Source organism: Mumia xiangluensis (assembly GCF_010994095.1).
Lineage (GTDB): Bacteria > Actinomycetota > Actinomycetes > Propionibacteriales > Nocardioidaceae > Mumia > Mumia xiangluensis.
Map to the genome: position 1 here is coordinate 57,176 of NZ_WJYO01000005.1, position 23,721 is coordinate 80,896.

The window sequence follows — 23,721 nt, forward strand, 5'->3', positions numbered from 1 at the left end:
GTCGAGCTTCATGGTCGGACGGAGCATAGGGTCGAGCAGGGGGCGCGGGGGAGGGTTTTCCGCAGTGCGGGTTCTCGCGGAGTGGTCCCTGCCGTACGACGCGGCCGGCGCGGTCGTAATCTTGCACGCATGGCGTCCGAGACCCCCGACATCAAGCCCCGCAGCCGCGACGTGACCGATGGCCTGGAGAGCACCGCCTCGCGCGGCATGCTCCGTGCCGTCGGCATGGGCGACGACGACTGGGAGAAGCCCCAGATCGGCGTCGCGTCGAGCTGGAACGAGATCACGCCCTGCAACCTGTCGCTCGACCGGCTGTCGGACGCGGTGAAGAACGGCGTGCACGGCGCCGGCGGCTACCCGCTCGAGTTCGGGACGATCTCGGTCTCCGACGGCATCTCGATGGGCCACGAGGGCATGCACTACTCGCTGGTGTCGCGCGAGGTCATCGCCGACTCGGTGGAGACGGTGATGATGGCCGAGCGGCTCGACGGCTCGGTCCTGCTCGCCGGCTGCGACAAGAGCCTCCCGGGCATGCTGATGGCCGCTGCCCGGCTCGACCTGTCGAGCGTCTTCCTGTACGCGGGCTCCACGATGCCCGGCCAGGTCGACGGCAAGGACGTGACGATCATCGACGCCTTCGAGGCTGTCGGCGCATGCGTCAAGGGCCTGATCACGCGCGACGAGGTCGACCGCATCGAGCGTGCGATCTGTCCGGGAGAGGGCGCCTGCGGCGGCATGTACACCGCCAACACCATGGCCTCGGTCGCCGAGGCGCTCGGCATGTCGCTGCCCGGCTCGGCCGCGCCTCCGGCCGTCGACAGCCGACGTGACGGTTTCGCCCGCCGCTCCGGCGAGGCGGTCGTCAACCTGCTCCGCGAGGGCATCACCGCGCGCCAGATCATGACGAAGCCTGCCTTCGAGAACGCGATCGCGGTCGTCATGGCTCTCGGTGGCTCGACCAACGCGGTGCTCCACCTGCTCGCGATCGCGCGCGAGGCCGAGGTCGACCTGACGCTCGACGACTTCGTCCGCATCGGCGAGAAGGTTCCGCACCTCGGTGACCTCAAGCCGTTCGGTCGCTACGTCATGACCGACGTCGACAAGGTCGGCGGCATCCCGGTCATCATGAAGGCGCTTCTCGACGCAGGTCTGATGAACGGCGACACCCTCACCGTCACGGGCAAGACGATGGCAGAGAACCTCGACGCGCTGGTCAAGACCGCGGTCGACGGGGACGTCATCCGCAAGCTCGACAACCCGATCCACGCGACCGGTGGCCTCACGATCCTCGAGGGCACGCTGGCTCCGAAGGGCGCGGTCGTCAAGAGCGCGGGCTTCGACGAGTCGGTCTTCACCGGCACCGCGCGAGTCTTCGACGGCGAGCGTGCGGCGATGGACGCACTGGAGGACGGGACGGTCGTCGCCGGCGACGTCGTCGTCATCCGCTACGAGGGTCCGAAGGGCGGCCCGGGGATGCGCGAGATGCTCGCGATCACCGGTGCCATCAAGGGTGCGGGCCTCGGCAAGGACGTGCTGCTGCTGACCGACGGCCGATTCTCCGGCGGGACGACGGGCCTCTGCGTCGGGCACGTCGCGCCCGAGGCGGTCGACGGCGGTCCCATCGCGTTCGTGCGAGACGGCGACCCGATCACCCTCGACGTCGCCAACCGCCGCCTCGACGTCGAGATCGATCCCGAGGACCTCGAGCAGCGCAAGGTCGGCTGGCAGCCGAAGCTGCCGGTGGTGCCGCCGCGGGGCGTGCTCGCGAAGTACGCGAAGCTCGTCGGGTCTGCGGCCGACGGCGCCGTCCTCGGCTGACTTGTACGACGAAGCGTCGCGACGATGCGATTCGACCGTGCGCGGTTGGATCGCATCGTCGGCGGGGTTTGCGCCGCGATATGGGACGGCGGTCTCAGAATATGAGACTGGCTGGACCCTGGCTTGACCCCCGCCAGCGCGTCGCGCAGTCTTGACTCGTGCGCAACATTCTTCTCGTACGTCACTGACGCGCGACCGGCAGTCCGGTCCCGCGTCACCCCTCGAATGCCCAAGCGGGCCGAGGGGTTTTTTCTTGTACAGCACAACCCGGGCAGCCGCCCGACCCGAACGATCCGGCACCGCAGCCGGTCAGCATGAAGGGACAGTGATGAGCGAGCAGATCACGGGGGCCCAGAGCCTCGTCCGGTCGCTGGAGCACGCCGGCGTCGAGGTCGTGTTCGGCATTCCGGGCGGCGCGATCCTTCCGGCGTACGACCCGTTGATGGACTCCCAGAAGATCCGCCACATCCTCGTCCGTCACGAGCAGGGCGCCGGGCACGCCGCCCAGGGCTACGCGGTCGCGAGCGGGCGGGTCGGCGTGTGCATGGCAACCTCGGGCCCCGGTGCGACGAACCTCGTCACCGCGATCGCCGACGCCTACATGGACTCGGTCCCGATGGTCGCCGTCACCGGCCAGGTCGCCAGCAGGGCGATCGGCACGGACGCCTTCCAAGAGGCCGACATCCGCGGCATCACGATGCCGATCACCAAGCACAGCTACCTCGTGACCGATCCGGCGGAGATCCCCCGCGCCGTCGCCGAGGCCTTCCACATCGCCGCGACCGGCCGCCCCGGTCCGGTCCTCGTCGACGTCTCGAAGGACGCCCTCCAGGCGATGACCACGTTCTCGTGGCCGACCGACGTGCAGCTGCCGGGCTACCGCCCGACGACCAAGCCGCACGGCAAGCAGGTCCGCGAGGCCGCCCGCCTGATCGCCGAGTCGCAGCGGCCCGTCCTGTACGTCGGTGGCGGCGTCGTCAAGGCCAATGCGTCGACCGAGCTGCGGGTGCTCGCCGAGATGACGGGGATCCCGCTCGTGACCACGCTGATGGCACGCGGCGCGTTCCCGGACAGCCACGACCTGCACCTGGGCATGCCGGGGATGCACGGCACGGTTGCCGCGGTGGCCGCGCTCCAGAAGAGCGACCTCCTGATCTCGCTCGGCGCCCGCTTCGACGACCGGGTGACCGGTGAGCTCTCGTCGTTCGCGCCCGGCGCCAAGGTGATCCACGCCGACATCGACCCAGCCGAGATCTCCAAGAACCGTACGGCCGACGTGCCGATCGTCGGCGACTGCCGCGAGGTCATCGCTGACCTCGTGGTGGCGCTCCAGGCGCTCTACGCGCAGCAGCCCGGTGACGCCGACCGCCCGGACCACTCGGCGTGGCGCGAGCAGATGCAGGCGCTGCGGTCGCGCTACCCGCTCGGCTACGACGAGCCCGAGGACGGCACGCTGTCCCCGCAGCGCGTCATCCAGCGCATCAGCGAGGTCGCCGGACCCGACGCCACCTACACCGCCGGTGTCGGCCAGCACCAGATGTGGGCCGCGAACTTCATCCAGCACGAGCGTCCCGCCCGCTGGATCAACTCCGGCGGCATGGGCACGATGGGGTTCTCGGTCCCGGCGGCGATGGGGGCCCAGGTCGCCCGTGCCGGCGAGGTCGTGTGGGCGATCGACGGCGACGGCTGCTTCCAGATGACCAACCAGGAGCTCGCCACCTGTGCTCTGGAGGGCATCCCGATCAAGGTCGCCGTCATCAACAACTCGTCGCTCGGCATGGTCCGCCAATGGCAGACCCTGTTCTACGAGGGTCGCTACTCCAACACCGACCTGCAGACCGGCTCCGACGCGGCGCGCATCCCGGACTTCGTGAAGCTCGCCGACGCCTACGGCTGCGTCGGCCTGAGGTGCGAGCGTGTCGAGGACCTGGACGACGTGATCGCGAAGGCGATGTCGATCACCGACGTCCCGGTGGTCATCGACTTCGTGGTGCACCGCGACGCCATGGTGTGGCCGATGGTCCCCGCCGGCACCAGCAACGACATGATCCAGATCGCGCGCGACATGGCGCCCGACTTCGGTGACGAGGAGCTCTAGGTGGCCGCCAGCGAGCCACGCAGGATGCCCGAGCGAAAGGCACAGCACTCATGACGAAGCACACCCTGTCCGTCCTGGTCGAGAACACCCCCGGTGTCCTCGCGCGGGTCGCCAGCCTGTTCATGCGGCGCGGCTTCAACATCGAGTCGCTCGCGGTCGGCGAGACCGAGATCCCCGAGATCTCGCGGATGACGATCGTCGTGAACGTCGACGAGCTGCCCCTCGAGCAGGTCACCAAGCAGCTCAACAAGCTCGTCAACGTCCTCAAGATCGTCGAGCTCGAGCCGGCTCACGCCGTCGAGCGCGAGCTGATGCTCATCAAGGTGCGCGCCGACGCTCAGACCCGCGGCCAGGTCCTCGAGACCGTCCAGCTCTTCCGAGCGAAGGTCGTCGACGTCGCCGTCGATGCGGTCACGATCGAGGCCACCGGCGACCCGGGCAAGCTCGCGGCGATGCTGCGGGTCCTCGAGCCGTTCGGGATCCGCGAGATCGCCCAGTCCGGTCGTGTCGCGATCGGCCGCGGCGGTCGTTCGATCACCGACCGCACCCTCCGTACCGTCCCCGGATCTTCCACCCAGTCCGCCTGAGCGTACGGTCGTACACGGCCGCACCTCTTGCAAAACGGCACCACACCGGTGCCACTCGGCACCACGAGAAGGAGTAACCCCGTGCCTGAGCTGTTCTATGACGACGACGCCGACCTGAGCGTCATCCAGGGCCGCAGCGTGGCCGTCCTCGGCTACGGCAGCCAGGGCCACGCCCACGCGCTGTCGCTGCGCGACTCCGGCGTCGACGTCCGCGTCGGCCTGCCCGAGGGCTCGAAGAGCCGCGTCAAGGCCGAGAACGAGGGCCTTCGCGTGCTCACCCCGGCCGAGGCGTGCGCCGAGGCCGACGTCATCGTCGTCCTCGCTCCGGACCCGGCGCAGCGCTCGCTGTACGCCGAGGCGATCGAGCCGAACCTGAACGACGGCGACACGCTGATCTTCGGCCACGGCTTCAACATCCGCTACGGCTACGTGAAGCCGCCGGCCGGTGTCGACGTGGGCATGATCGCCCCCAAGGGCCCGGGTCACCTGGTCCGTCGCGAGTACGTCGAGGGTCGCGGTGTGCCGGTGCTCGTCGCCGTCGAGCAGGACGCGACCGGCAACGCCTGGCCGCTCGTCCTCTCGTACGCGAAGGCGATCGGTGGCCTGCGCGCCGGCGGCATCAAGACGACCTTCACCGAGGAGACCGAGACGGATCTCTTCGGCGAGCAGGCCGTCCTCTGCGGTGGCGTCTCGGCGCTCGTCCAGGCCGGTTTCGAGACCCTGACCGAGGCCGGCTACCAGCCCGAGGTCGCCTACTTCGAGTGCCTGCACGAGCTGAAGCTGATCGTCGACCTCATGTACGAGGGCGGCATCGCCAAGCAGCGCTGGTCGGTCTCCGACACCGCCGAGTACGGCGACTACGTCTCCGGCCCGCGGGTCGTCGACGCGCGCGTCAAGGAGAACATGCAGGCTGTCCTCAACGACATCCAGAACGGCGCGTTCGCCGAGCGCTTCATCGCCGACCAGGATGCCGGCGCGCCGGAGTTCAAGAAGCTCCGTGCCGAGGGCGAGCAGCACCCGATCGAGGAGACCGGTCGCGAGCTGCGCAAGCTCATGGCGTGGGTCAAGAGCTCGGACGACGACTACACCGAGGGCACGGCAGCACGCTGACCCTCGCACGACCCGACCGGCGGTGAGTCCGGTCCCACGATGCTTCGGCACGGTGGGACCAGGCTCACCGCCGTCGGCGTTCTACGGCGTACGGCGGTGGCGGCGGCTCACCGCCGTCGGCGTTCTACGGCGTACGGCGGTGGCTCAGGGCGCCTCGTCCCGCTTGCGCGGGGGGCGCGGGATCTCTCCGGGATAGACGAGCCGGGCGAGCCACCGGCGGGACGCGAGGTAGACCTCGCGAGCACCGCCTCGGCGGTAGGCGCGGCGGACGCGGCGAGCGCGGTGCATGGCGTACTCCTCGGGGGATGGAGCCGGGCCGGGTCCCCGCACCGTACCGGTCCCACGAGGGTCCCCGAAAGGCTTGACTTCGCTCTGTTATCGTCTCCAGCAACTGCACGGCCGGGGTGCCCACGAGGCTGAGAACACACCCGACGAACCTGATCCGGGTCATACCGGCGAGAGGGAGCCTGATGCTCGATCCACAGACTGCTGTCCACGTCCACGACCGGCTGCGGTCCAGCGGCCCGCTGGTGCAGGTCATCACGAACTACGTCTCGATGGACATCGCCGCCAACCTGCTCAACGCAGCGGGCGCGTCCCCGGCGATGGTCCACGACGCACGCGAGGCCGGTGAGTTCGCGGGGATCGCGCAGGCGGTCGTCGCCAACATCGGCACGCTGTCGCCGCCGTGGGTCGACGGGATGCTCGCCGCGGTCGAGGTCGCGAGCGCTGCCGGCAAGCCGTGGGTCCTGGACCCGGTCGCTGTCGGTGCCACCGCCTACCGTCGCGAGACGGCGGCGCTGCTCGTGGAGCACCGTCCGACCGTCATCCGCGGCAACGCGAGCGAGATCCTCTCGATCGCGACGTCGACCGGCGCCGGGCGCGGGGTCGACGCCGATGCGGACACGGCAGACGTTCGCGCGGACGCCGAGGCGCTCGCCTCGAAGCTCGACACGGTCGTCGCCATGACCGGTGTGGTCGACGTCGTGACCGACGGCACGCGTACGGCGCACGTCATCGGGGGTGACGACCGCGCGCCCATGATCACCGCGCTGGGCTGCTCGGCGAGCGCCCTCGTCGCCGCGTGCTGCGCGGTCCACGACGACGCGTTCGAGGCGTCGACGGCCGCACTCGCGATCCTCACCGCCGCCATCGAGCAGGCGGGCGCGCTCGCCGAGGGGCCGGGCTCGCTGCGGTGGCGCCTGATGGACGCGCTCTCGACGCTTCCGTCGTCGGCCGTCGCCGACGTCGTCGCGCGCCGATGACCGCAGGCCCCGGCGTGGGCGCCGACGCCGCAGGTCGCCCCGACCTCCGGCTCTACCTCGTCACGGGCGACGTGCCTGCAGGTGCGGACCTCGCGGACGTGGTCTCTGCCGCCGTCGAGGGGGGAGTGACGACCCTTCAGCTGCGCGACAAGTCCGGCACGCGCGACGATGTGATCCGCGTCGGCACGCGCCTCGTCGAGCGGCTCGCCGGCACCGGGGTCACGTTCATCGTCAACGACGACGTGGACGCCGCCCGAGCGATCCCCGGCGCCGGTCTGCACGTCGGTCCGGACGACCTCCACCCGGCCGACGCACGTTCCTCGCTCGGCGACGCCGCGGTGATCGGCTGGTCGATCCACGACGTCGCGCAGCTGGACGACGCGGCGGCGCTGGAGGCCTGCGACTACCTGGCGGTGAGCCCCGTGTGGCCGACACCGACGAAGCCCGACACCACCACGCCCTGGGGACTCGACGGCGTACGCCGTCTGCGCGACGCGGTGCCCGCACGGCTCCCGCTGGTCGCGATCGGCGGCATCACCGCGGCCAACGCGGCGTCGGTCGTCGGGGCCGGCGCGGATGGAGTGTGCGTCGTGTCCGCGATCTGCTCGGCGGCCGATCCGCAGGCGGCCGCCCACACGCTCCGCGCTCAGGTGGACGCGGCGCTCGGACGCGCACCAGGATGGTCGCCATGACCGATGTCCCTGTGATGCTGTCGATCGCCGGCTCGGACCCCTCCGGCGGCGCCGGGATCCAGGCCGACCTCAAGACGGCGACGGCGCTCGGAGCGTACGGCGCTGCTGTCATCACCGCGCTCACGGTGCAGAACACGCTCGGGGTGACCGGCATCCACGCCGTCCCGCCGGACTTCGTCGCTGCCCAGATCCGGTCGGTCCTCGACGACCTCGACGTCGGCGCCGTGAAGATCGGCATGCTCGGGACCGCGGACGCCGTGGTCGAGGTGGCGGTCGCGCTCGGGTCGGCGGACGTGCCGATCGTCCTCGACCCGGTGATGGTCGCGACGTCCGGCGACCGCCTCGTGCCGCCGGACGCGGTGGACGCGATCCGTACGATGCTGCTCCCGCTCGCGACGGTCGTCACCCCGAACGTCCCCGAGGCGGCGGTGCTCGTCGGCGCCGATCCTGCGAAGGACGTCGACGGGCTCGCGGAGGCGGCGTACGCGCTCCGCGGCATCGGTGCTTCGGCTGCGCTGGTGAAGGGCGGGCACCTCGGCGGCGACCTCAGCGTGGACGTGCTCGCCGACGCCGACGGCGTACGCACGTACGAGGCGCCGCGCGTCGCCACCGCCAACACGCACGGCACTGGCTGCACGCTCTCGTCGGCGATCGCCGCGGGCCTCGCGCTCGGGCTCCCGCTGCGCGACGCGGTCGCAGACGCGAAGGACTACCTCACGGGCGCCCTGCGCGGCGGCGCCGACCAGCACCTCGGGCACGGCAGCGGCCCGGTCGACCACCTCTGGAGACAGCGATCATGAAGGAATGCCGGTGACGAGCTTCTCGGAGGCAGCGTGGACGCACGTCGGCGACTGGTACGACGCGATCCTCGCCCACCCGTTCGTGACGGGACTGGCTGAGGGGACCCTCCCGCAGGAGGTGTTCGCCCGGTACCTCCTGGACGACGCCCACTACCTCGCCCAGTACGCGAGCACGCTCGCGATGCTGTCGGCGCGGGCCGGCGACCCGGCGCTGGCCGCAGAGCTCGCTCGCGCCGCTGCGGAGTCGGTCGAGGCCGAGCGGCTGCTGCACCAGGGCTTCCTCGGCCCGCTCGGGATCGATCCCGACGCCCCGGACGTCGCCGAGCCGACGCCGACCTGCCGGGCGTACGTCGGCACTCTCCTCGCCGATGCGGCGTACGCGCCCGTCGAGGTCGGGATCGCCGGCGTCCTGCCGTGCTTCCGCGTCTATCTCGAGGTCGGGCGTGCGATCGCCGCCCAGGCCGACGACCCTGCACACCCGTTCCGGACCTGGATCGACACGTACTCCGATCCCGCGTTCGACGCGGCCGTCACCCGGATGGAGACCTGGGTCGACCGCCTCGCCGACGAGGCCACGGAGGCGCGGCGCGACGCGATGCTGGAAGCGTACGCACGAGCGACGCGGTTCGAGTGGATGTTCTGGGACGCCTCGTGGCGCGGGGAGACCTGGCCGAAGCCCTGAGCGCTCGGCCCTGTCCACGCTGCGCGAGCGGCCCTGTCCGTGCGTCGGTGTCTCAGCGTCCACCGCGTCGCGGCTGGTGGACGCTGAGGCGCCGACGGGTGGCGTCGTTCGTCAGCGGCAGCCGAAGTGCTCTCGGGAGGTGACGGCGCTGCCGCCGGCGTCGATCTCGTCGGCGACCTGCCGCACGATGTCTGCGTACGCGCCCTCGGCGTCCATCGGCTTCAGCAGCGGCCAGTCACGTGCTCCGACGATCGCCCTTGTCGCCGTACGCCGAGCTGTCGCGTCGTCGTCGGACTCGGCGCGCTCCAGGGCACCGAGCCACCCGCACACCACCGCGTCGAGGATGTGGACGCTCGTCTGGTAGCGGTCGTTCGTCCCGGGGACGTCCAGGTCCTCCCGAGCGAGGCCAGGCGGGAGCGGTACGCCGGTGAGGAGTTCGTCGACCACCTGCGTCGTCTTCTCCGGGGTGACGATCTCCGGCGGCATGGCGGCGAGCCAGTCCTCGACCGATGCCGCCCGGATCGTCCGCAGGACGGCGACGATCTCGGCACGATCGCGCCATCCGCCGATGCCGGTCCGGATCTCGGCGAACGTGTTGCCCGACGGCCGGAGCATCACGGCGATGTCGTGGGACGAGTACTGGAACTCGCTCCCGTCCTGGCCGTCGATCGAGAACGGTCGCGGCGCCGAGACATCGCGACGGTCGACGAGGTATCCGTCGTACTGGTCGGCTGCGTACCAGTTGAACTCGAGCTGGCGCTTGCCCTTCTTGAACACGACGGTTCCTTCGTCCTCGGCGAATCCGTACACATTGGTCGCCCGCCAGCCGGGCTCGCCGATCAGCAGCCTCGGGTTGCGGCGCGCGGCGTCGACGACCGCCGACGCGTAGCGGATCGGAGCCTCGATCGTCGTCGGACCCGACGTCTCTGCGGACGGAGCGCGGTCGCGCGCGGTGTCGTCTGCACCGCTTCCGTCGGGCGGGGTGTCGCGCCAGGACGGGACGACCAGGGCGGCGACGAGCACCGCGAACGCAGCGGCGCCCAAGGTCAACGAGAGTCGTCGACGCACTGGTCGCCGTGCGGGGGTGGGCACCGGCACGGGGGGTGGGTCTTGCGGGGGCGTGGACACGATCTCCTCCAAGAGGTAGCGCTCAGCCCCGTGCAGGTCACCCACGAGTCCAGGCGCGCCGGGGTCGGCGGCTCGCAGCATGCGGGTGAGGTTGTCGTCGGTCATCGTCCCTCCTCGGGGCTGAGCTTCATGCGGATGCCCCTTTCATGTCCGGGTGCCACCACTTCGTCACCGGGCGATCCGTCGCCGAGCACGTCACGTAGCCGCCGTCGGGCCCGCAGGAGCCGAGTCCTCGCAGCGCTCGTACGGATGCCGAGGACCTCGGCGATCTCACGAGGTTCAAGGCCTTCCCATGCCGACAGCATGAGGAGCTCGCGGTCGGTGTCGCCCAGTCGTTGCAGCGCTTCGCGTACGACGGTCTGCGCGGTGACCTCTGTCGCGTGGTCGGGCACGACTCTCACCGACAGGTCCTCCCGGAGGCGCTCGCCGAGTCGTGCGCGGCGGCGCGCGCCTCGCTCGGCGTTCGCACGGACGTGGCGCGCCACCACGTACAGCCACAGCCGGCTCTCCTCTCCGGGCGTCAGCTCGTCGAGCCGGCGCCAGGCGACCAGGAACGTGTCGGCGACGAGGTCTGCCGCGTCGTCGGGATGGCGTGTGCGGCGCACGGCGTAGGCGAGCAGCGCGTCGAAGTGGGCGGTGTACAGCGCGCGGAAACGCTCCTCGCGATGCCGTTCTGGAGTCGTCACGTGGGAATCATGTCCGGCAACCGGCCGATCGTGACAGACCTGAGGTGCTGCGTATCGACACGTGACCGGACCCGCGCCGCACGGGAAGGCGCGGGCCTGCCCGGTCAGGCCGTGAGGGCCGGGCGGCGCCGCGTCGACGGTGGCGCGGCACGGCCTGCGACGACGGCATCCCATGCGAGCGCGAGACGGTCCACACCGTCCGCGAGGTGCTCGGCGCTGCGGGCGTAGGGCAGGCGCAGCGACGTCTCGCCTCCGCCGTCGGCGAAGAAGCGCGGTCCGGCGGTCAGGAGCAGGTCGTGCGCCTCCGCGGCGACCACGAGGCGGCTCGAGGCGCGTGCGGGCAGCCGGACCCACAGCGACAGGCCACCCACCGGCGCGTTGAGCCCCCAGTCCGGGAGCCGCTCTCGCAGGGCGACGACGAGCTCGTCGCGGCGTGCGCGGAGGCGCTCACGCCGTCCGTCGAGCACCTCGCGGCGGACGCGCAGCAGCTCGGCGACCGCCAGCTGCTCGAGGATCGGCGTGCCGATGTCGACGGTCTCGCGTGCTGCGACCAGGCGGGGTACGACCGCGTGCGGGGCGCGGATCCAGCCGATCCGCAGGCCGCCCCAGAACGTCTTGCTCGCCGACCCCAGCGTGATCGCGCCCGGGTGGTGCGCGGCGAGGGGGACCGGCATCGCCTGCTCGTCGACGTCGAGGCACAGCTCGGCCATCGTCTCGTCGACGATGGGCGTCGTCGTCGAGCGGCGCAGGATCGAGGCGACGTCGTGACGGGTCACGTCGTCCATCAGCGTGCCGGTCGGGTTCTGGAAGTCGGGGATGAGGTACGCCCAGGCGACCGGCGCAGCGCGGACGGAGGCGGCGAGCGCGTCGAGGTCCAGACGGTGGCCGTCGTGCGGGACGCCGAGCACGCGGAGACCGCTGCGGCGCAGAGCGTCGATCGCGTTCGGGTACGTCGGGCTCTCGACCGCGACCCGCTCACCGCGTGCGGCCAGGGTGCGGGCGAGGAGCGTGAGCGCGGACTGGGCCCCGGACGTGATGATGATCTGGTCGGGGTCGGTGGGAAGCCCGCGCTCGAGGTAGCGCTGCGCGACCAGCTCCCGCAGGACCGGCACGCCGGTGGTCTCGTACCCCGTCTCGTTGAGGTACTCGGGGAGCTGCTCCAGCGCGCGGCCGTACGCGAGCCCGACGCCCGGCGCGGCGTGCCCCGCGGCGATGGTCCATCCGACCATCGTCGACCCGGGAGCGGGCATGAACGGCGGACGGCTGCCGCGGGGGAGTGCGACGACGCTGCCGGAGCCGCGGCGCGAGACGAGCAGCCCGGCGTCGCGCAGCGTCGCGTACGCGCGAGTGACGGTCGTACGGCTGACCGGCAGCGCGGCGGTGAGGTCTCGTTCGCTGGGGAGGCGCGTGCCGGCAGGGATGCGCCCGTCGAGGACCAGGAGCCGGATCAGGTCCGCGAGCTCCCGGTAGCCCGGCGGATCGTCAGCCGAGACGTCGACCAGCGCGCGGAGTCGATCGGCAGACAGGACGGAAGTCGGGGCCATGTAGGCCACTATTCCACGATTGGCTATCGAAACGTAGTCCAATCGGCGGCAAACTAGGCTGTATGGCTCGCCCCGCATACACCCCTGTGTCTGTCTCTCCGGTCGCTCAGCTGCGGACCGGTCGACTCGTACGCCGCCTCCCGCAGCTCGTCTTCGGGCTCATGCTCTACGGATGGTCGATGGCGTTGATGGTCGAGGCCGGCCTCGGGCTCGATCCCTGGGACGTGTTCCACGAGGGGCTGACCAAGTACCTCCCGCTGACGTTCGGCCAGATCACCATGGTCGTCGGTGCGGTCGTGCTCATCCTCTGGATTCCGCTGCGGCAGTGGCCGGGGGTCGGGACGGTGCTGAACGTGCTGCTGATCGGTATCGCGGTGGACCAGGGGATCGCGCTGTTCGAGCAGCCGGACTCGCTGGTGCTGCGCGCGGTGATGCTGGTGTCGGGCGTCGTGCTCAACGGGCTCGCCGGCGCCCTGTACATCGGCGCGCACCTGGGCCCCGGGCCGCGCGACGGGCTCTTCCTCGGCCTCGTCCGGCGCACCGGCTACAGCGTCCGTCTGATGCGGACCTCGGTGGAGATCACCGTGCTCGCGCTCGGCTGGCTGCTCGGCGGCACCGTGGGTGTCGGGACCGTCCTGTACGCGTTGGCCATCGGCCCGATCGTGCAGGCATTCCTCCCGCTCGTCCAGGTGCGGCTGCCCGAGGCGGCGGCAGCGCCCGAGCCTGCGCCGGCCCCCTAGACACGTTGGTGCGTGGGTCGTCACCGTGCGGGGGTCGGTGACTACCCACGCACCAACGCGCGCGGTTGACTCAGACCCGCGTCGCGAGGATCACGGACGCGTCGGGCGCGACCATCACCTCGACGGCGACGAAGCGCTCGTCGGTGAGCCACTGCTCGCGCACCACGTCCACGCGGCCCTCGTAGATCGGGGGCCACGTGTACGACGGGGTGAAGTCGTCGAGCACCGCGATGCCCCCGTGCTCCATGAGGTCGGCGACGAGGTCGACGCTGCGCTTGACGTCGCGGACGTCCACGAACAGCAGCGAGAACGGGGCGTACCTCTCGAGCGCGCTCCAGTCTCCCGAGGTGACCTCGACCGAGGGCGTGTCCGAGAAGAGGTCCTGAACGGCTTCGGCGAGCTTCGGGTCGAGCTCGGCGCTGACGATGCGCGCGCCCTCGGCGACGCCGCTGGAGAGCCACGCGGAACCGACCCCGCACCCGGTCCCGAGCTCGGCCAGGGTGCCGGTGCGGGAGGCGGCGAGCGTCGCCAGGAGGCGGCCCGTCTCGTGGCGGGTCGCCGTGATGAAGCCGCGGCGCCGTGAGAGGTCGAGGGCTCGCGAGACGAGGGGCGGAACTTCGGTGGGGGCGCTCACGGCTCGAGTCTGTCACACCGCCACAGTCCGGACGTCGGTCTCAATCAGCGAGATCGATTGTCGAACCGGTAGCGCGATGCGGAATCGCGACGTACGGTCGACCCATCATGCGGATTAACGTCGTATTCCTCGACTGCCGCGGCGAGGCCTCTTAGGCCGACACCTCGCCGCGGAGCTTGGCGTTGGCCGACGACCCGCAGCGAGGATCCCGCACCGCACTTCTTCCTCCCGTCCGGAGACTCGGTCCGCCCGGTTCCACGGCTCGCCACAGGCATCCGTGAAGCAACCGATTCAAAGGACTGGACCGATGTACGAGATGAACTACTCCGAGTGGGGCCCGAGCCGCCACTGGAACGAGGACAGCCGCGACGAGGGGCCTCGCAACCCCATCCAGACAGCGCTGGACCTGCGCGACAACGGCGGCCCTCGACCGGACGACAACTGACGTCTCGACTCGCTTCGCCCGCTCGTCCGGGCGGCGTCGCGAATCCACCATCCGAGATCCCAGTATCAGATGCTGGGACGCCGTGAGTAGAGTACGAGCCATGACACGAAGCTTCTCCCTGGCCGTGATCCCTGGAGACGGGATCGGTCCCGAGGTCGTCGCCGAGGCGACCCGCGTCCTCGACGAGGTCGCACGCATCCACGACGTGACGTTCGAGCAGACGCCGTACGTCCTGGGTGCCGAGCACTACATCGAGACGGGAGAGGTCCTTCCCGACGCGACGCTGGCCGAGATCCGCGGCCACGACGCGATCCTTCTCGGAGCGATCGGCGGCAAGCCGGGCGATCCCCGCCTCCCCGCCGGACTCCTGGAGCGCAACCTCCTGCTGCGGCTGCGCTTCCAGCTCGACCACTACGTGAACCTGCGCCCCACCAAGACGTACCCGCAGGTCAACTCCCCGCTGCGTGATGCCGAGGGTGTCGACTTCGTGGTCGTCCGCGAGGGCACCGAAGGCCCGTACGTCGGCAACGGCGGTCGGCTGCGTGCCGACACACCGCACGAGGTCGCGACCGAGGTCAGCCTCAACACGGCCTTCGGCGTCGAGCGGGTCGTCCGCGACGCGTTCGCCCGCGCGCAGGCGCGTCGCAAGAAGCTCACCCTCGTCCACAAGACGAACGTCCTCGTCCACTCGGGTGCCGTCTGGTCGCGCATCGTCGACGCTGTCGCGCCGGAGTTCCCCGAGGTCACCGTCGACTACCTCCACGTCGACGCTGCCACGATCTTCCTGGTCACCGACCCGGCGCGGTTCGACGTGATCGTCACCGACAACCTGTTCGGCGACATCCTCACCGACCTCGCCGGCGCCATCTCCGGGGGCATCGGTCTGGCCGCGAGCGGCAACATCAACCCCGACCGTACGGCGCCGAGCATGTTCGAGCCCGTCCACGGCTCCGCGCCCGACATCGCCGGCCAGGGCATCGCAGACCCCACCGCCGCGATCGGCTCGGTCGCGCTGCTCCTCGAGCACCTCGGGCTGCCTGAGGCCGCCGCGCAGATCGACCGCGCGATCGCCGCCGACATCACTGCCCGCACGGGGCAGCGCACCACCAAGGAGGTGGGGGAGGCCATCGCGGCGCGCGTGGCCGGTGACGTAGGCGGGGCATGACTCAACCCCCCTCGTCTCCGTCCGAAAGGTCAAGTACCGTGCCCCTCATGACCACCTCTACCGACGCCTTCTCCTACGCGTTGGAGCCCAGCCCCGCTCCGGTCTCCGACGAGCGCCGCGCAGAGATCCTCGCCAACCCCGGCTTCGGGGTCCACTTCACCGACCACATGTTCACGTCGGAGTGGACGCCCGAGACAGGCTGGGCCGACCCGACGGTGAAGCCGTACGGTCCGCTCATGCTGGATCCGGCCACCGCGGTCCTGCACTACGCACAGGAGATCTTCGAGGGGCTGAAGGCGTACGCCCACGCCGACGGCTCGATCTGGACCTTCCGCCCCGACGCGAACGCCGCCCGTTTCCAGCGCTCCGCTCACCGCCTCGCGCTGCCGGAGCTGCCGGAGGACTGGTTCATCGGCTCGATCGACGCCCTGGTCACCACCGACCGGTCGTGGGTGCCGACCGGTGGTGAGACCAGCCTCTACCTGCGCCCCTTCATGTACGCGTCGGAGGCGTTCCTCGGTGTGCGCCCGAGCAAGCACGTCACCTACTGCGTGATCGCCTCGCCGGCGGGCGCCTACTTCGCCGGTGGCATGAAGCCGGTCAACATCTGGCTGTCCCGCGAGTACGCCCGCGCCGGCTCCGGCGGCACGGGTGCCGCGAAGTGCGGGGGCAACTACGCCTCCAGCCTCCTGCCGCAGCAGATCGCCGCCGAGCACGGCTGCGACCAGGTGGTCTTCCTCGACTCCGAGGAGCACCAGTGGATCGAAGAGCTCGGCGGCATGAACCTCTACTTCGTGCACGACGACGGCACGATCGTGACGCCGGCGAGCGACTCGATCCTCGAAGGCATCACGCGCGACGCGATCGGCACCATCGCCGGCGACCTCGGCTACAAGGTCGAGCAGCGGCGCTTCGGCATCGACGAGTGGATCGACGGAGTCGCCAGCGGCCACGTCACCGAGGTCTTCGCCTGCGGGACGGCTGCGGTCGTGACGCAGGTCGGTGCGCTGCGGTGGCCCGACGGTGAGGCCGTGACCGACGTCGATGGCGCCGGGTCGGTGACGATGGCGATCCGCGAGGCCCTGATCGACGTCCAGTACGGCCGTGCGGAGGACAAGCACGGCTGGATGCACCGCATCGCGTGACGCCCGCGGGGGCGTGACGCGTACGAGGCGCGGCCGCAGGGGCGTGACGCCCGCAGAGGTGTCCGTACGGCGCTCCCGTACGGCGGGTCGGCTCAGCTCCCGACGGTGACGACGACCTTCCCGCGGTTGTGGCCCGCCATCAGGCGCGCGAACGCAGCGGGAGCGGACGCGAGACCGACGTGGCGCTCCTCGTGCAGCGTGAGGGTGCCGTCGGCGATCAGCGCGGCGACCTCCTCGTGCTGGGCGCCTGCGAGGTCGCCGTGGTCGTACACGACCATGCCGTGCACCACCGCGCGCGCCATCATGACCGCGCCGACCGGGAGCATGGTGGGCGGGCCGTCGTTGTACTGGTCCATCAACCCGCACAGCGACACCCGTGCGCCGGGGGCGAGCAGACTGACGGCGGTGTGCAGCGTCGGCATGTCGCCCATGTGCAGGTAGCCGTCGATGCCGTCGGGACACGCCGCCGCCAGCGCCGCCTCCCAGCGGTCACGGCCACGGACCACGGCGGCCGCATAGCCGAGTCGCTGTGTCGCGTCCGCGGCCTTGTCGTCGTCGCCGACGATCGCGACGGTCCGTGCCCCGCGGTGCCGGAGCATGGCTCCGGCGACCGAGCCGACGCCGCCGGTGGCGGAGCCGACGACGACGGTCTCGCCCGGCCGCGGAACGAGCTGGCGGACGACGGCGGCGTACGCGGTGAGACCGGGCATCCCGAACGCCCCGAGCGCGGCCGAGGCGGGGATGCCCTCGGGTACACGCACGGGTGTGGCCGCCTTGGCCGGGATGACGGCCTCCGCGCGCCAGCCCGTCTCGGCGAGGACGAGGGTGCCGTCGGGTACGTCGGCGGCGCGCGACGCGACGACGCGACCGATCGCGCGACCCGGGACGACGTCGCCGATCGCCAGAGGGGCATCGCCGAGGTGACGACCGGCGAGGGTCGACCGCAGGTAGGGGTCGAGCGAGAGGTCGAGCACGGCGACGCGGACGTCGCCGTCGGCGAGCTCAGGCACCTCCACCTCGGCGAGGCCGAGGTCGTCGGGCTGGGGGAGCCCGCTCGGACGACGGCGGATCACGATGGCGGGGACGCGTGGCTGGGCGTTCATCGAGGGAGGGTCTCTTTCGCGTCGACAAGGGTGACGGCCATAATGGAACACCATTCCATCTCACGCGTCGGCGGGTCGACACCGTTCGGCGCACCGCGTCGGAAGGAGCGTCGGTGCCCCGCTCTGGCTCCCGCCTGTACGGTCCGCTCGTCTCGACCGGCGACCTCTCCGAACAGCGACGTCTCTTCGCCGCCCTCGGGATGGAGGTCCGCGGCGAAACTGTGCTTCAGCCCGGAGACGCCGAGGCGCTGCTCGGAGCAGGAGCGGGCGAGACGATGCTGCTCGCGCTGCAGACACCGGGAGTCGTCGCCGGGGCCGTCGTGTGCCGGTACGCCGAGCCGTCGGACCAGACGGTCCGCGACCTGGCGGCACCGCTGGACCGCGACGCCTTCAAGGTCGTGGACTTCCACGCGCCGGATCTCGTCGCCGCAGCCGCGGACGCCGCCGCAGCCGGGTTCGACGTGTCGACGCCGGACGGCGAGTACGACATGGCGGGCACCGGGCTGCGCGAGGCGCACATCCGAGGCGCGGACGGGCTGACGGTCGCACTGCTCGGGGGTGCGCCCGGCGCGCTCGACCCGTACGTGAGCGTGACCGACCGCGCCGTCAGCGAGGTGCTCGGCATCACCGCGCCCGTGACCGACGTCGAGGCGGCCGAGTCGTTCTACGCCGACGTCTTCGGGTGGAAGGTGGTGCACGAGTACGCGGTCGACGGTGCCTCCGTCGAGAACCTGGTCGGGGCCGGGACGCGCGTGCGGATGGCCGGACGCTGCATCGGGACGGCCGCCGACGAGCCGTACGTCGGTCTGGTCACCTACGAGGTCGAGGCCGGCGGCGCAGTCGGCAGCTCGCGGCTCGGGCGTACGGTGCCGCCGTACCGCGGGCTGCTCGGTGGGGTGGTCGTCACCGACGACCTCGACGGCGTCCGCGCTCGCGCGGCGACCGCTGCCGGGGACGCGGTGGCGTTGACTCTCGCACCGTTCGGCGCTGCGCGCGCCGCCGTCGTACGCCCGCCGTCCGGGATCCCGCACCTCGTCGTCGAGCCGGGGAAGGATTCGGCATGAGCGCCGCAGACGCGTACGACGTGGTCGTGGTGGGCGCGGGCACGGCCGGCATCCCGTGCGCGGTGAATGCCGCCGATGCCGGCGCCCGCGTGCTGCTCGTCGAGAAGGACTCCCGCATCGGCGGGACGCTCCACGTCAGCGGCGGGCACCTGGCCGCAGCCGGGACCCGTCGCCAGCGCGAGCGCGGCATCGAGGACTCGCCGCAGGCGCACCGTGCCGACATCGCCCGCATCAGCCACGGGACGGCACGCGACGACCTCGTCGACCTCCTCGTGGCCGAAGCCGCGACGACGATCGACTGGCTCGACGAGCGCGGGTTCGCCTTCGCGCCGGAGACACCGCGCATCGTGTACGGCCACGAGCCCTACACGACGGCGCGCACGTACTACGGCACGGACGAGGGCCTGTCCGTGCTCGAGGTGCTCCGCCCCGAGCTGGAGCGGGCGTGCGCCGAGCGCGACCTGACACTGTGGACGAACGCGCCGGTGACCGAGCTGCTGACCGGCGCCGACGGGACAGTCACGGGCATCAGCGTCTACCGGGACGGCCGCGAGACGACCGTCCGTGCGGACGCGGTCGTGCTCGCCACCGGCGGGTACGGAGCCGATCCCGACCTGTTCCTGGAGCTCGAGGGCGCACCGCTCGTCTCGGCAACCTCCCGCACCGCGACCGGCGACGGCCTGCACCTCGGCAGGTCGGTCGGCGCGCGTCTCCAGGGCGCGGGGAGCTCGCTGCCGACGTTCGGCGGGCTTCCCGACCCGCGGACGCCCGGCCGCGCGAACTGGTCCGACCGGCAGCGGCTGACCAGCGAGCGTCCGCCGTGGGAGATCTACGTGGACCGTGCCGGCAGCCGGTGGGTCGCCGAGGACGAGGACTCCATCGACGTGAAGGAGCGGGCACTCGCCGAGGTGACCGACCGTACCTTCTGGACGGTGTTCGACGACGCCGCGCTCACCCAGGCGACCGGGACGATGCGGCAGATGGTCGTCGGCCACGAGCCCGACGCCGTACGCGCGATGATGAACACCCGACCTGGCGTGCACTGCGCCGGGACGCTCGCCGGGCTCGCGGAGCTGGCCGGTATCGACGCGCCGGGCCTCGAGCGGACGGTCTCCGCGTACAACGGCGCCGTGGAGGCCGGCAGCGACCCCGCGTTCGGCCGGACGTTCCTGCCTGCGCCGATCGCCACGGCGCCGTTCTACGCGATCCGTAACCACGCGATCACGCTCGTGACGTTCCAGGGGCTGGACGTCGACGGCTCGTTCGCCGTACGCGACGAGGCGGGCCGGGCGATCACCGGACTCTACGCCGTCGGCGAGGTGATCGGTGCGGGAGCGACGAGCGGGAACAGCTTCTGCTCCGGCATGCTCGTCACCCCCGCCCTCACCTTCGGGCGCCTCCTCGGCGCCGCGCTCGGCACCGCAGCCAGGAAGGGCACCGCAGCCAGTGAGAGCGCGGAGGTCAGGGAGCGAACAGCGCCGTAGCCGGGTCGTCGTGCAACGTGACGGCGAGGCGGTCGGCGTCGGCGTCGTACGCGAGCGTGACGTCGATGCTGCGGGTCAGCGTCGGGTCGTCGCCGCCGGCGGACGCATCGCCGTACCCACGGGCGACGTCGCGCAGCGTGACCGTCGCCGGCCCGACCGGATCGTTGTCCGGCCACTCCTCGATCACGCGCTGGGCGATCCCCGTCAGCACCGCGTCGACCATCGGCAGCGCGGCGTCGCCCGTGTCGGCGACGTACAGCTCGGGAAGCCCGAAGCGTGCCAGACCGTGGGTCGCGGTGGTCGTCTCTTCGGGCCGCTCCAGCACGAACCACTCGCCGGCCCGCAGGACGTCGGGGTGCGGCCCCTGCGGACCGAGGAGGCGTGGCACCGCGGCGTCGACGACGACACCGACGTGCTCGGCCGCGAGCGCACGTGCTGCCGCCTGCGTCTGCCGCTGCAGCGTGAGCGCGTCGCTCAGGTCGCCCTCCGCCGACACCGCCGTCGCGTAGGTCAGAGACTCGGCGAAGCGTACGGCCTTGGGGCTCGACCCCCGAGCCAGCAGCAGGCTCGGCGGAGGCACCGGGGGAGCGGGCAGGTCGGACTCGATCGGCTCGTCGGTGAGGACGACGTACAGGGCGGCGACCGTGCGGGGCACCGGGACCGGGCGGGTCACGGGTTGGTCGGGTCCGCGCCGACCTGCACCACGAGCTTGCCGAAGTTCGTGCCGCGCAGCATGCCGAGGAATGCCTCGGGCGCCTTCTCGAGGCCGTCGACGACATCCTCGCGGTAGCGGACGCGGCCGTCGGCGATCCAACCCGCCATGTCATCCTGGAACTGGCGGTAGTGAGCCTTCACGAACTCGCGCTGGATGAAGCCGCGGACGGTGAGGCTGCGCGTGAGGATGCGGCTCAGCAGCGCGGGTGAGCGGTCCGGGCCGTCCGGGAGCCTGGTGGCGTTGTACTGGGAGATCAGGCCGCACAGCGGGATGCGGCCGAACTCGTTCATCCGGGGGAGGACCGCGTCGAAGACGGCGCCGCCGACGTTCTCGAAGTAGACGTCGATGCCCTCGGGCGTGGCCGCCGCCAGCTCGTCGACGAAGTCGGGGGAGCGGTGGTCGAGCGCGACGTCGAAGCCGAGCTCGTCCTTCACGTAGGCGACCTTCTCCGGGCCCCCGGCGATGCCGACGGCGCGGGCGCCCTTGATCTGCGCGATCTGCCCGACCGCGGAGCCGACCGGACCGGCAGCTGCCGCGACGACGACCGTCTCGGTCGGCTGAGGACGCCCGATCTCGAGCAGACCGGCGTACGCGGTGAAGCCAGGCATGCCGAGGACGCCGAGGGCCGTCGACAAGGGAGCGCGCGTCGGGTCCAAGCGGCGCACCGCCTTCGCGTGCACCACGGCGTACTCCTGCCACCCGGTAAGGGCGAGGACGACGTCGCCGACCGCGACGAGATCGCTGTTGGACGCCACCACCTCCGAGACGGTGCCGCCGGTCATCACACCGCCGACGGGGACGGGGGCGTCGTACGACTCGGCGTCCGACATGCGGCCACGCATGTAGGGGTCGAGGGACAGGTAGATGGTCCTCAGCAGGACCTCGTCCGGTCCGGGCTCCGGGACGGCGGTGCGCTCGAGGGTGAAGTTGTCGGGCGTCGGCTCGCCGTGCGGCCGGCTCGCCAGGAGGACGCTCAGGTGGGTCGTGGGGGCCGGGGCTGCGGTGGAAGTCATGGTCGGGCCAGTCTAAGGTGGGCGTATGCACCGCGTGACCGACGTCATCATTAGTCAGCGCGTCTGACCCACCTCCCGGGTCCGACGCGCCAGCCTCTCGTATCCCCGAGGGGCATTTTTTATGTCCGGGAGGACCCGACGCCGCACCCGAGCAGGAGATGACGATGACGACCGATCCGACCTTCCACGTGTACGACACCACGCTGCGCGACGGCGCGCAGCAGGAGGGGCTGAACCTCTCCGTCGCCGACAAGCTGGTGATCTCGCGCCACCTCGACGACCTCGGCGTCGGCTACATCGAGGGCGGCTGGCCGGGCTCCAACCCGAAGGACACCGAGTTCTTCGCCCGCGCCCGTACCGAGCTGACGCTGAAGCACGCGACCCTGGCGGCGTTCGGGGCCACGCGGCGGGCCGGCTCGAACGCCGCCGACGACCCGCTCGTCGCCGCGCTGCGCGACTCCGGGGCGTCGGTCGTCACCCTGGTCGCGAAGAGCCACGACCGCCACGTCGAGCTGGCGCTGCGGACCACGCTGGAGGAGAACCTCGCGATGGTCCGTGACACCGTCGAGTACCTGCGCGAGCACGGGCAGCGCGTGTTCGTGGACTGCGAGCACTTCTTCGACGGCTATCGCCGCAACCGTGACTACGCGCTCGACGTCGTCCGTACGGCCGCCGAGGCCGGAGCCGAGGTCGTCATCCTGTGCGACACCAACGGCGGGATGCTTCCGCACTGGGTCGGCGAGATCGTCGCCGACGTCGCCGCCTCCACCGGCGCACGCCTCGGCATCCACGCGCACAACGACACCGGCTGCGCGGTCGCCAACTCCGTCGCCGCCGTCCAGGCCGGTGCGACGCACCTTCAGGGATGCATCAACGGGTACGGCGAGCGCACCGGCAACGCCGACCTGATCGCCTGCGTCGCGAACCTCGAGCTGAAGCTGGGCCAGAAGGTGATGCCGACGGGCGCGCTGCGCGAGGCCAGCCGCATCGCGCACGCCGTCGCGGAGGTCACGAACTACCCGCCCGCCGCGCGGCAGCCGTACACCGGTGTCTCGGCCTTCGCGCACAAGGCCGGCCTGCACGCCAGCGCCATCCGGGTCGATCCCGACCTCTACCAGCACATCGATCCCGAGCTGGTCGGCAACGACATGCGGCTGCTCGTCTCCGAGATGGCGGGGCGGGCCACGATCGAGCTCAAGGGCAAGGAGCTCGGGTTCGACCTGAGCGGCGACGCCGAGACCCTCGCGCTGGTGACCGACGTGGTCAAGGAGCGCGAGCAGGCGGGCTACACGTTCGAGGCCGCCGACGCCTCGTTCGAGCTGCTGCTCGCCGAGATGGTCGAGGGCGAGCGGCCGTCGTACTTCGACGTCCAGTCGTGGCGTGTCATCACCGAGTCGAGCCAGGCCGCGGGCGAGGAAGCCCAGTCGGAGGCCACGCTGAAGATCGTGGCCGGAGGGCAGCGCTATGTCGTGACCGGTGAGGGCAACGGCCCGGTCTCGGCGCTCGACCACGCGCTTCGCCAGGCGATCGAGCGGGCGTTCCCGGACGTCGAGACCTTCGGCCTGAACGACTACCGGGTGCGGATCCTCAACGAGTCCGGCGGCACCGACGCCCGCATCAGAGTCATGATCGGCACGACCGACGGCGTCGACACGTGGACCACGGTCGGCGTCGGGCACAACATCGTCGAGGCGTCGTGGGAGGCGCTGCTCGACGCGTTCACCTACGGCCTCCGCCGCCACCGCCCCTGATGACGAAGGACTCGACATCCCCGTCGCCCGAGCGACGGGAATGTCGAGTCCT

Annotated in this window: 23 protein-coding genes and 1 riboswitch; of the genes, 15 read left to right on the forward strand and 8 right to left on the reverse strand. The window is 71.3% G+C overall.

Annotation, left to right across the window (positions count from 1 at the left end):
- Positions 1 to 129: 129 nt before the first annotated feature.
- From ilvD to ilvC, 4 genes are all read left to right on the forward strand, one after another.
- Positions 130 to 1,818, forward strand: a complete 1,689-nt coding sequence (ilvD, locus tag GH747_RS15710) for a dihydroxy-acid dehydratase (RefSeq protein WP_149770572.1) — start codon at positions 130 to 132, stop codon at positions 1,816 to 1,818.
- Between the two features lie 328 nt (positions 1,819 to 2,146).
- Complete coding sequence (locus GH747_RS15715) at positions 2,147 to 3,916, forward strand: acetolactate synthase large subunit (RefSeq protein ID WP_149770573.1); 1,770 nt, start codon at positions 2,147 to 2,149, stop codon at positions 3,914 to 3,916.
- Between the two features lie 50 nt (positions 3,917 to 3,966).
- Positions 3,967 to 4,503: an acetolactate synthase small subunit gene (ilvN, locus tag GH747_RS15720; protein WP_149770574.1), complete on the forward strand. Its 537-nt coding sequence runs from the start codon at positions 3,967 to 3,969 to the stop codon at positions 4,501 to 4,503.
- 81 nt (positions 4,504 to 4,584) lie between these two features.
- Positions 4,585 to 5,613: a ketol-acid reductoisomerase gene (ilvC, locus tag GH747_RS15725; protein WP_149770575.1), complete on the forward strand. Its 1,029-nt coding sequence runs from the start codon at positions 4,585 to 4,587 to the stop codon at positions 5,611 to 5,613.
- Positions 5,614 to 5,757: 144 nt separating this feature from the next.
- Here the strand turns inward: ilvC and GH747_RS15730 are convergent, their stop codons facing one another.
- Positions 5,758 to 5,901 (reverse strand): hypothetical protein, encoded by a 144-nt coding sequence (locus tag GH747_RS15730; RefSeq protein ID WP_153816632.1) that lies wholly within the window; start codon positions 5,899 to 5,901, stop codon positions 5,758 to 5,760.
- Between the two features lie 102 nt (positions 5,902 to 6,003).
- Positions 6,004 to 6,095, forward strand: a riboswitch (TPP riboswitch).
- Here GH747_RS15730 and thiM point away from each other — a divergent pair.
- From thiM to GH747_RS15750, 4 genes are all read left to right on the forward strand, one after another.
- Positions 6,084 to 6,878: a hydroxyethylthiazole kinase gene (gene thiM / locus GH747_RS15735; protein ID WP_149770576.1), complete on the forward strand. Its 795-nt coding sequence runs from the start codon at positions 6,084 to 6,086 to the stop codon at positions 6,876 to 6,878. It overlaps the preceding riboswitch by 12 nt.
- Complete coding sequence (gene thiE, locus GH747_RS15740; protein ID WP_149770577.1) at positions 6,875 to 7,570, forward strand: thiamine phosphate synthase; 696 nt, start codon at positions 6,875 to 6,877, stop codon at positions 7,568 to 7,570. The genes thiM and thiE overlap by 4 nt, the downstream gene beginning before the upstream one ends.
- The gene (thiD, locus tag GH747_RS15745) at positions 7,567 to 8,370 is read left to right on the forward strand and encodes a bifunctional hydroxymethylpyrimidine kinase/phosphomethylpyrimidine kinase (protein ID WP_149770578.1); all 804 of its coding nucleotides are present in this window, start codon (positions 7,567 to 7,569) and stop codon (positions 8,368 to 8,370) included. Before thiE ends, thiD begins: the two co-directional genes overlap by 4 nt.
- A 10-nt stretch (positions 8,371 to 8,380) precedes the next feature.
- Positions 8,381 to 9,052: a TenA family protein gene (locus tag GH747_RS15750; RefSeq protein ID WP_163695676.1), complete on the forward strand. Its 672-nt coding sequence runs from the start codon at positions 8,381 to 8,383 to the stop codon at positions 9,050 to 9,052.
- A 111-nt stretch (positions 9,053 to 9,163) separates the two neighbouring features.
- On the opposite strand, the gene GH747_RS15755 is transcribed toward GH747_RS15750, so the two are convergent.
- From GH747_RS15755 to yczR, 3 genes are all read right to left on the reverse strand, one after another.
- Positions 9,164 to 10,285: a hypothetical protein gene (locus tag GH747_RS15755; protein WP_149770580.1), complete on the reverse strand. Its 1,122-nt coding sequence runs from the start codon at positions 10,283 to 10,285 to the stop codon at positions 9,164 to 9,166.
- Positions 10,282 to 10,866, reverse strand: a complete 585-nt coding sequence (locus GH747_RS15760) for an RNA polymerase sigma factor (RefSeq protein WP_228552956.1) — start codon at positions 10,864 to 10,866, stop codon at positions 10,282 to 10,284. Before GH747_RS15760 ends, GH747_RS15755 begins: the two co-directional genes overlap by 4 nt.
- Before the next feature lie 104 nt (positions 10,867 to 10,970).
- Positions 10,971 to 12,410: a MocR-like transcription factor YczR gene (gene yczR / locus GH747_RS15765; protein WP_163695679.1), complete on the reverse strand. Its 1,440-nt coding sequence runs from the start codon at positions 12,408 to 12,410 to the stop codon at positions 10,971 to 10,973.
- A 62-nt stretch (positions 12,411 to 12,472) separates the two neighbouring features.
- On the opposite strand from yczR, the gene yczE reads away from it, so the two are divergent.
- Entirely contained in the window at positions 12,473 to 13,150 is a 678-nt protein-coding gene (yczE, locus tag GH747_RS15770) for a membrane protein YczE (RefSeq protein ID WP_149770583.1), read from the forward strand.
- Positions 13,151 to 13,220: 70 nt separating this feature from the next.
- On the opposite strand, the gene GH747_RS15775 is transcribed toward yczE, so the two are convergent.
- Positions 13,221 to 13,784: an O-methyltransferase gene (locus GH747_RS15775; protein ID WP_149770584.1), complete on the reverse strand. Its 564-nt coding sequence runs from the start codon at positions 13,782 to 13,784 to the stop codon at positions 13,221 to 13,223.
- Between the two features lie 307 nt (positions 13,785 to 14,091).
- On the opposite strand from GH747_RS15775, the gene GH747_RS15780 reads away from it, so the two are divergent.
- The 3 genes from GH747_RS15780 to GH747_RS15790 all read left to right on the forward strand — a co-directional run bounded on the left by GH747_RS15780 (position 14,092) and on the right by GH747_RS15790 (position 16,539).
- Positions 14,092 to 14,229: a hypothetical protein gene (locus GH747_RS15780; RefSeq protein ID WP_153816633.1), complete on the forward strand. Its 138-nt coding sequence runs from the start codon at positions 14,092 to 14,094 to the stop codon at positions 14,227 to 14,229.
- A 100-nt stretch (positions 14,230 to 14,329) separates the two neighbouring features.
- Positions 14,330 to 15,394, forward strand: coding sequence for a 3-isopropylmalate dehydrogenase (locus tag GH747_RS15785; RefSeq protein ID WP_149770585.1), 1,065 nt, complete (start codon positions 14,330 to 14,332; stop codon positions 15,392 to 15,394).
- Between the two features lie 47 nt (positions 15,395 to 15,441).
- Entirely contained in the window at positions 15,442 to 16,539 is a 1,098-nt protein-coding gene (locus tag GH747_RS15790; protein ID WP_149770586.1) for a branched-chain amino acid aminotransferase, read from the forward strand.
- A 92-nt stretch (positions 16,540 to 16,631) separates the two neighbouring features.
- Here GH747_RS15790 and GH747_RS15795 read toward each other — a convergent pair whose 3' ends face one another.
- Positions 16,632 to 17,642: an MDR family NADP-dependent oxidoreductase gene (locus GH747_RS15795; protein WP_163695681.1), complete on the reverse strand. Its 1,011-nt coding sequence runs from the start codon at positions 17,640 to 17,642 to the stop codon at positions 16,632 to 16,634.
- A 113-nt stretch (positions 17,643 to 17,755) separates the two neighbouring features.
- On the opposite strand from GH747_RS15795, the gene GH747_RS15800 reads away from it, so the two are divergent.
- Together GH747_RS15800 and GH747_RS15805 are read left to right on the forward strand one after the other, a co-directional pair.
- Positions 17,756 to 18,706, forward strand: coding sequence for a VOC family protein (locus tag GH747_RS15800; RefSeq protein WP_149770588.1), 951 nt, complete (start codon positions 17,756 to 17,758; stop codon positions 18,704 to 18,706).
- Positions 18,703 to 20,190: an FAD-dependent oxidoreductase gene (locus GH747_RS15805; RefSeq protein WP_149770589.1), complete on the forward strand. Its 1,488-nt coding sequence runs from the start codon at positions 18,703 to 18,705 to the stop codon at positions 20,188 to 20,190. The genes GH747_RS15800 and GH747_RS15805 overlap by 4 nt, the downstream gene beginning before the upstream one ends.
- On the opposite strand, the gene GH747_RS15810 is transcribed toward GH747_RS15805, so the two are convergent.
- Positions 20,168 to 20,863 (reverse strand): hypothetical protein, encoded by a 696-nt coding sequence (locus tag GH747_RS15810; protein ID WP_149770590.1) that lies wholly within the window; start codon positions 20,861 to 20,863, stop codon positions 20,168 to 20,170. The two genes, GH747_RS15805 and GH747_RS15810, sit on opposite strands and share 23 nt — an antisense overlap.
- Positions 20,860 to 21,918, reverse strand: a complete 1,059-nt coding sequence (locus GH747_RS15815) for an NADP-dependent oxidoreductase (protein WP_149770591.1) — start codon at positions 21,916 to 21,918, stop codon at positions 20,860 to 20,862. Before GH747_RS15815 ends, GH747_RS15810 begins: the two co-directional genes overlap by 4 nt.
- Before the next feature lie 164 nt (positions 21,919 to 22,082).
- Here GH747_RS15815 and cimA point away from each other — a divergent pair, with 164 nt between their 5' ends.
- On the forward strand, positions 22,083 to 23,669 hold the full coding sequence (cimA, locus tag GH747_RS15820; protein WP_205602980.1) for a citramalate synthase: 1,587 nt from the start codon (positions 22,083 to 22,085) through the stop codon (positions 23,667 to 23,669).
- Positions 23,670 to 23,721: the final 52 nt, after the last annotated feature.

What these genes read in the sequence shown, in the direction of transcription:
- ilvD (WP_149770572.1), top strand. Translation starts at nt 130, where the DNA reads ATGGCGTCCGAGACCCCCGACATCAAGCCCCGCAGCCGCGACGTGACC.
- GH747_RS15715 (WP_149770573.1), top strand. Translation starts at nt 2,147, where the DNA reads ATGAGCGAGCAGATCACGGGGGCCCAGAGCCTCGTCCGGTCGCTGGAG.
- ilvN (WP_149770574.1), top strand. Translation starts at nt 3,967, where the DNA reads ATGACGAAGCACACCCTGTCCGTCCTGGTCGAGAACACCCCCGGTGTC.
- GH747_RS15730 (WP_153816632.1), bottom strand. Translation starts at nt 5,901, where the DNA reads ATGCACCGCGCTCGCCGCGTCCGCCGCGCCTACCGCCGAGGCGGTGCT.
- thiM (WP_149770576.1), top strand. Translation starts at nt 6,084, where the DNA reads ATGCTCGATCCACAGACTGCTGTCCACGTCCACGACCGGCTGCGGTCC.
- thiE (WP_149770577.1), top strand. Translation starts at nt 6,875, where the DNA reads ATGACCGCAGGCCCCGGCGTGGGCGCCGACGCCGCAGGTCGCCCCGAC.
- thiD (WP_149770578.1), top strand. Translation starts at nt 7,567, where the DNA reads ATGACCGATGTCCCTGTGATGCTGTCGATCGCCGGCTCGGACCCCTCC.
- GH747_RS15755 (WP_149770580.1), bottom strand. Translation starts at nt 10,285, where the DNA reads ATGACCGACGACAACCTCACCCGCATGCTGCGAGCCGCCGACCCCGGC.
- yczR (WP_163695679.1), bottom strand. Translation starts at nt 12,410, where the DNA reads ATGGCCCCGACTTCCGTCCTGTCTGCCGATCGACTCCGCGCGCTGGTC.
- yczE (WP_149770583.1), top strand. Translation starts at nt 12,473, where the DNA reads ATGGCTCGCCCCGCATACACCCCTGTGTCTGTCTCTCCGGTCGCTCAG.
- GH747_RS15780 (WP_153816633.1), top strand. Translation starts at nt 14,092, where the DNA reads ATGTACGAGATGAACTACTCCGAGTGGGGCCCGAGCCGCCACTGGAAC.
- GH747_RS15785 (WP_149770585.1), top strand. Translation starts at nt 14,330, where the DNA reads ATGACACGAAGCTTCTCCCTGGCCGTGATCCCTGGAGACGGGATCGGT.
- GH747_RS15790 (WP_149770586.1), top strand. Translation starts at nt 15,442, where the DNA reads ATGACCACCTCTACCGACGCCTTCTCCTACGCGTTGGAGCCCAGCCCC.
- GH747_RS15795 (WP_163695681.1), bottom strand. Translation starts at nt 17,642, where the DNA reads ATGAACGCCCAGCCACGCGTCCCCGCCATCGTGATCCGCCGTCGTCCG.
- GH747_RS15805 (WP_149770589.1), top strand. Translation starts at nt 18,703, where the DNA reads ATGAGCGCCGCAGACGCGTACGACGTGGTCGTGGTGGGCGCGGGCACG.
- GH747_RS15815 (WP_149770591.1), bottom strand. Translation starts at nt 21,918, where the DNA reads ATGACTTCCACCGCAGCCCCGGCCCCCACGACCCACCTGAGCGTCCTC.
- cimA (WP_205602980.1), top strand. Translation starts at nt 22,083, where the DNA reads ATGACGACCGATCCGACCTTCCACGTGTACGACACCACGCTGCGCGAC.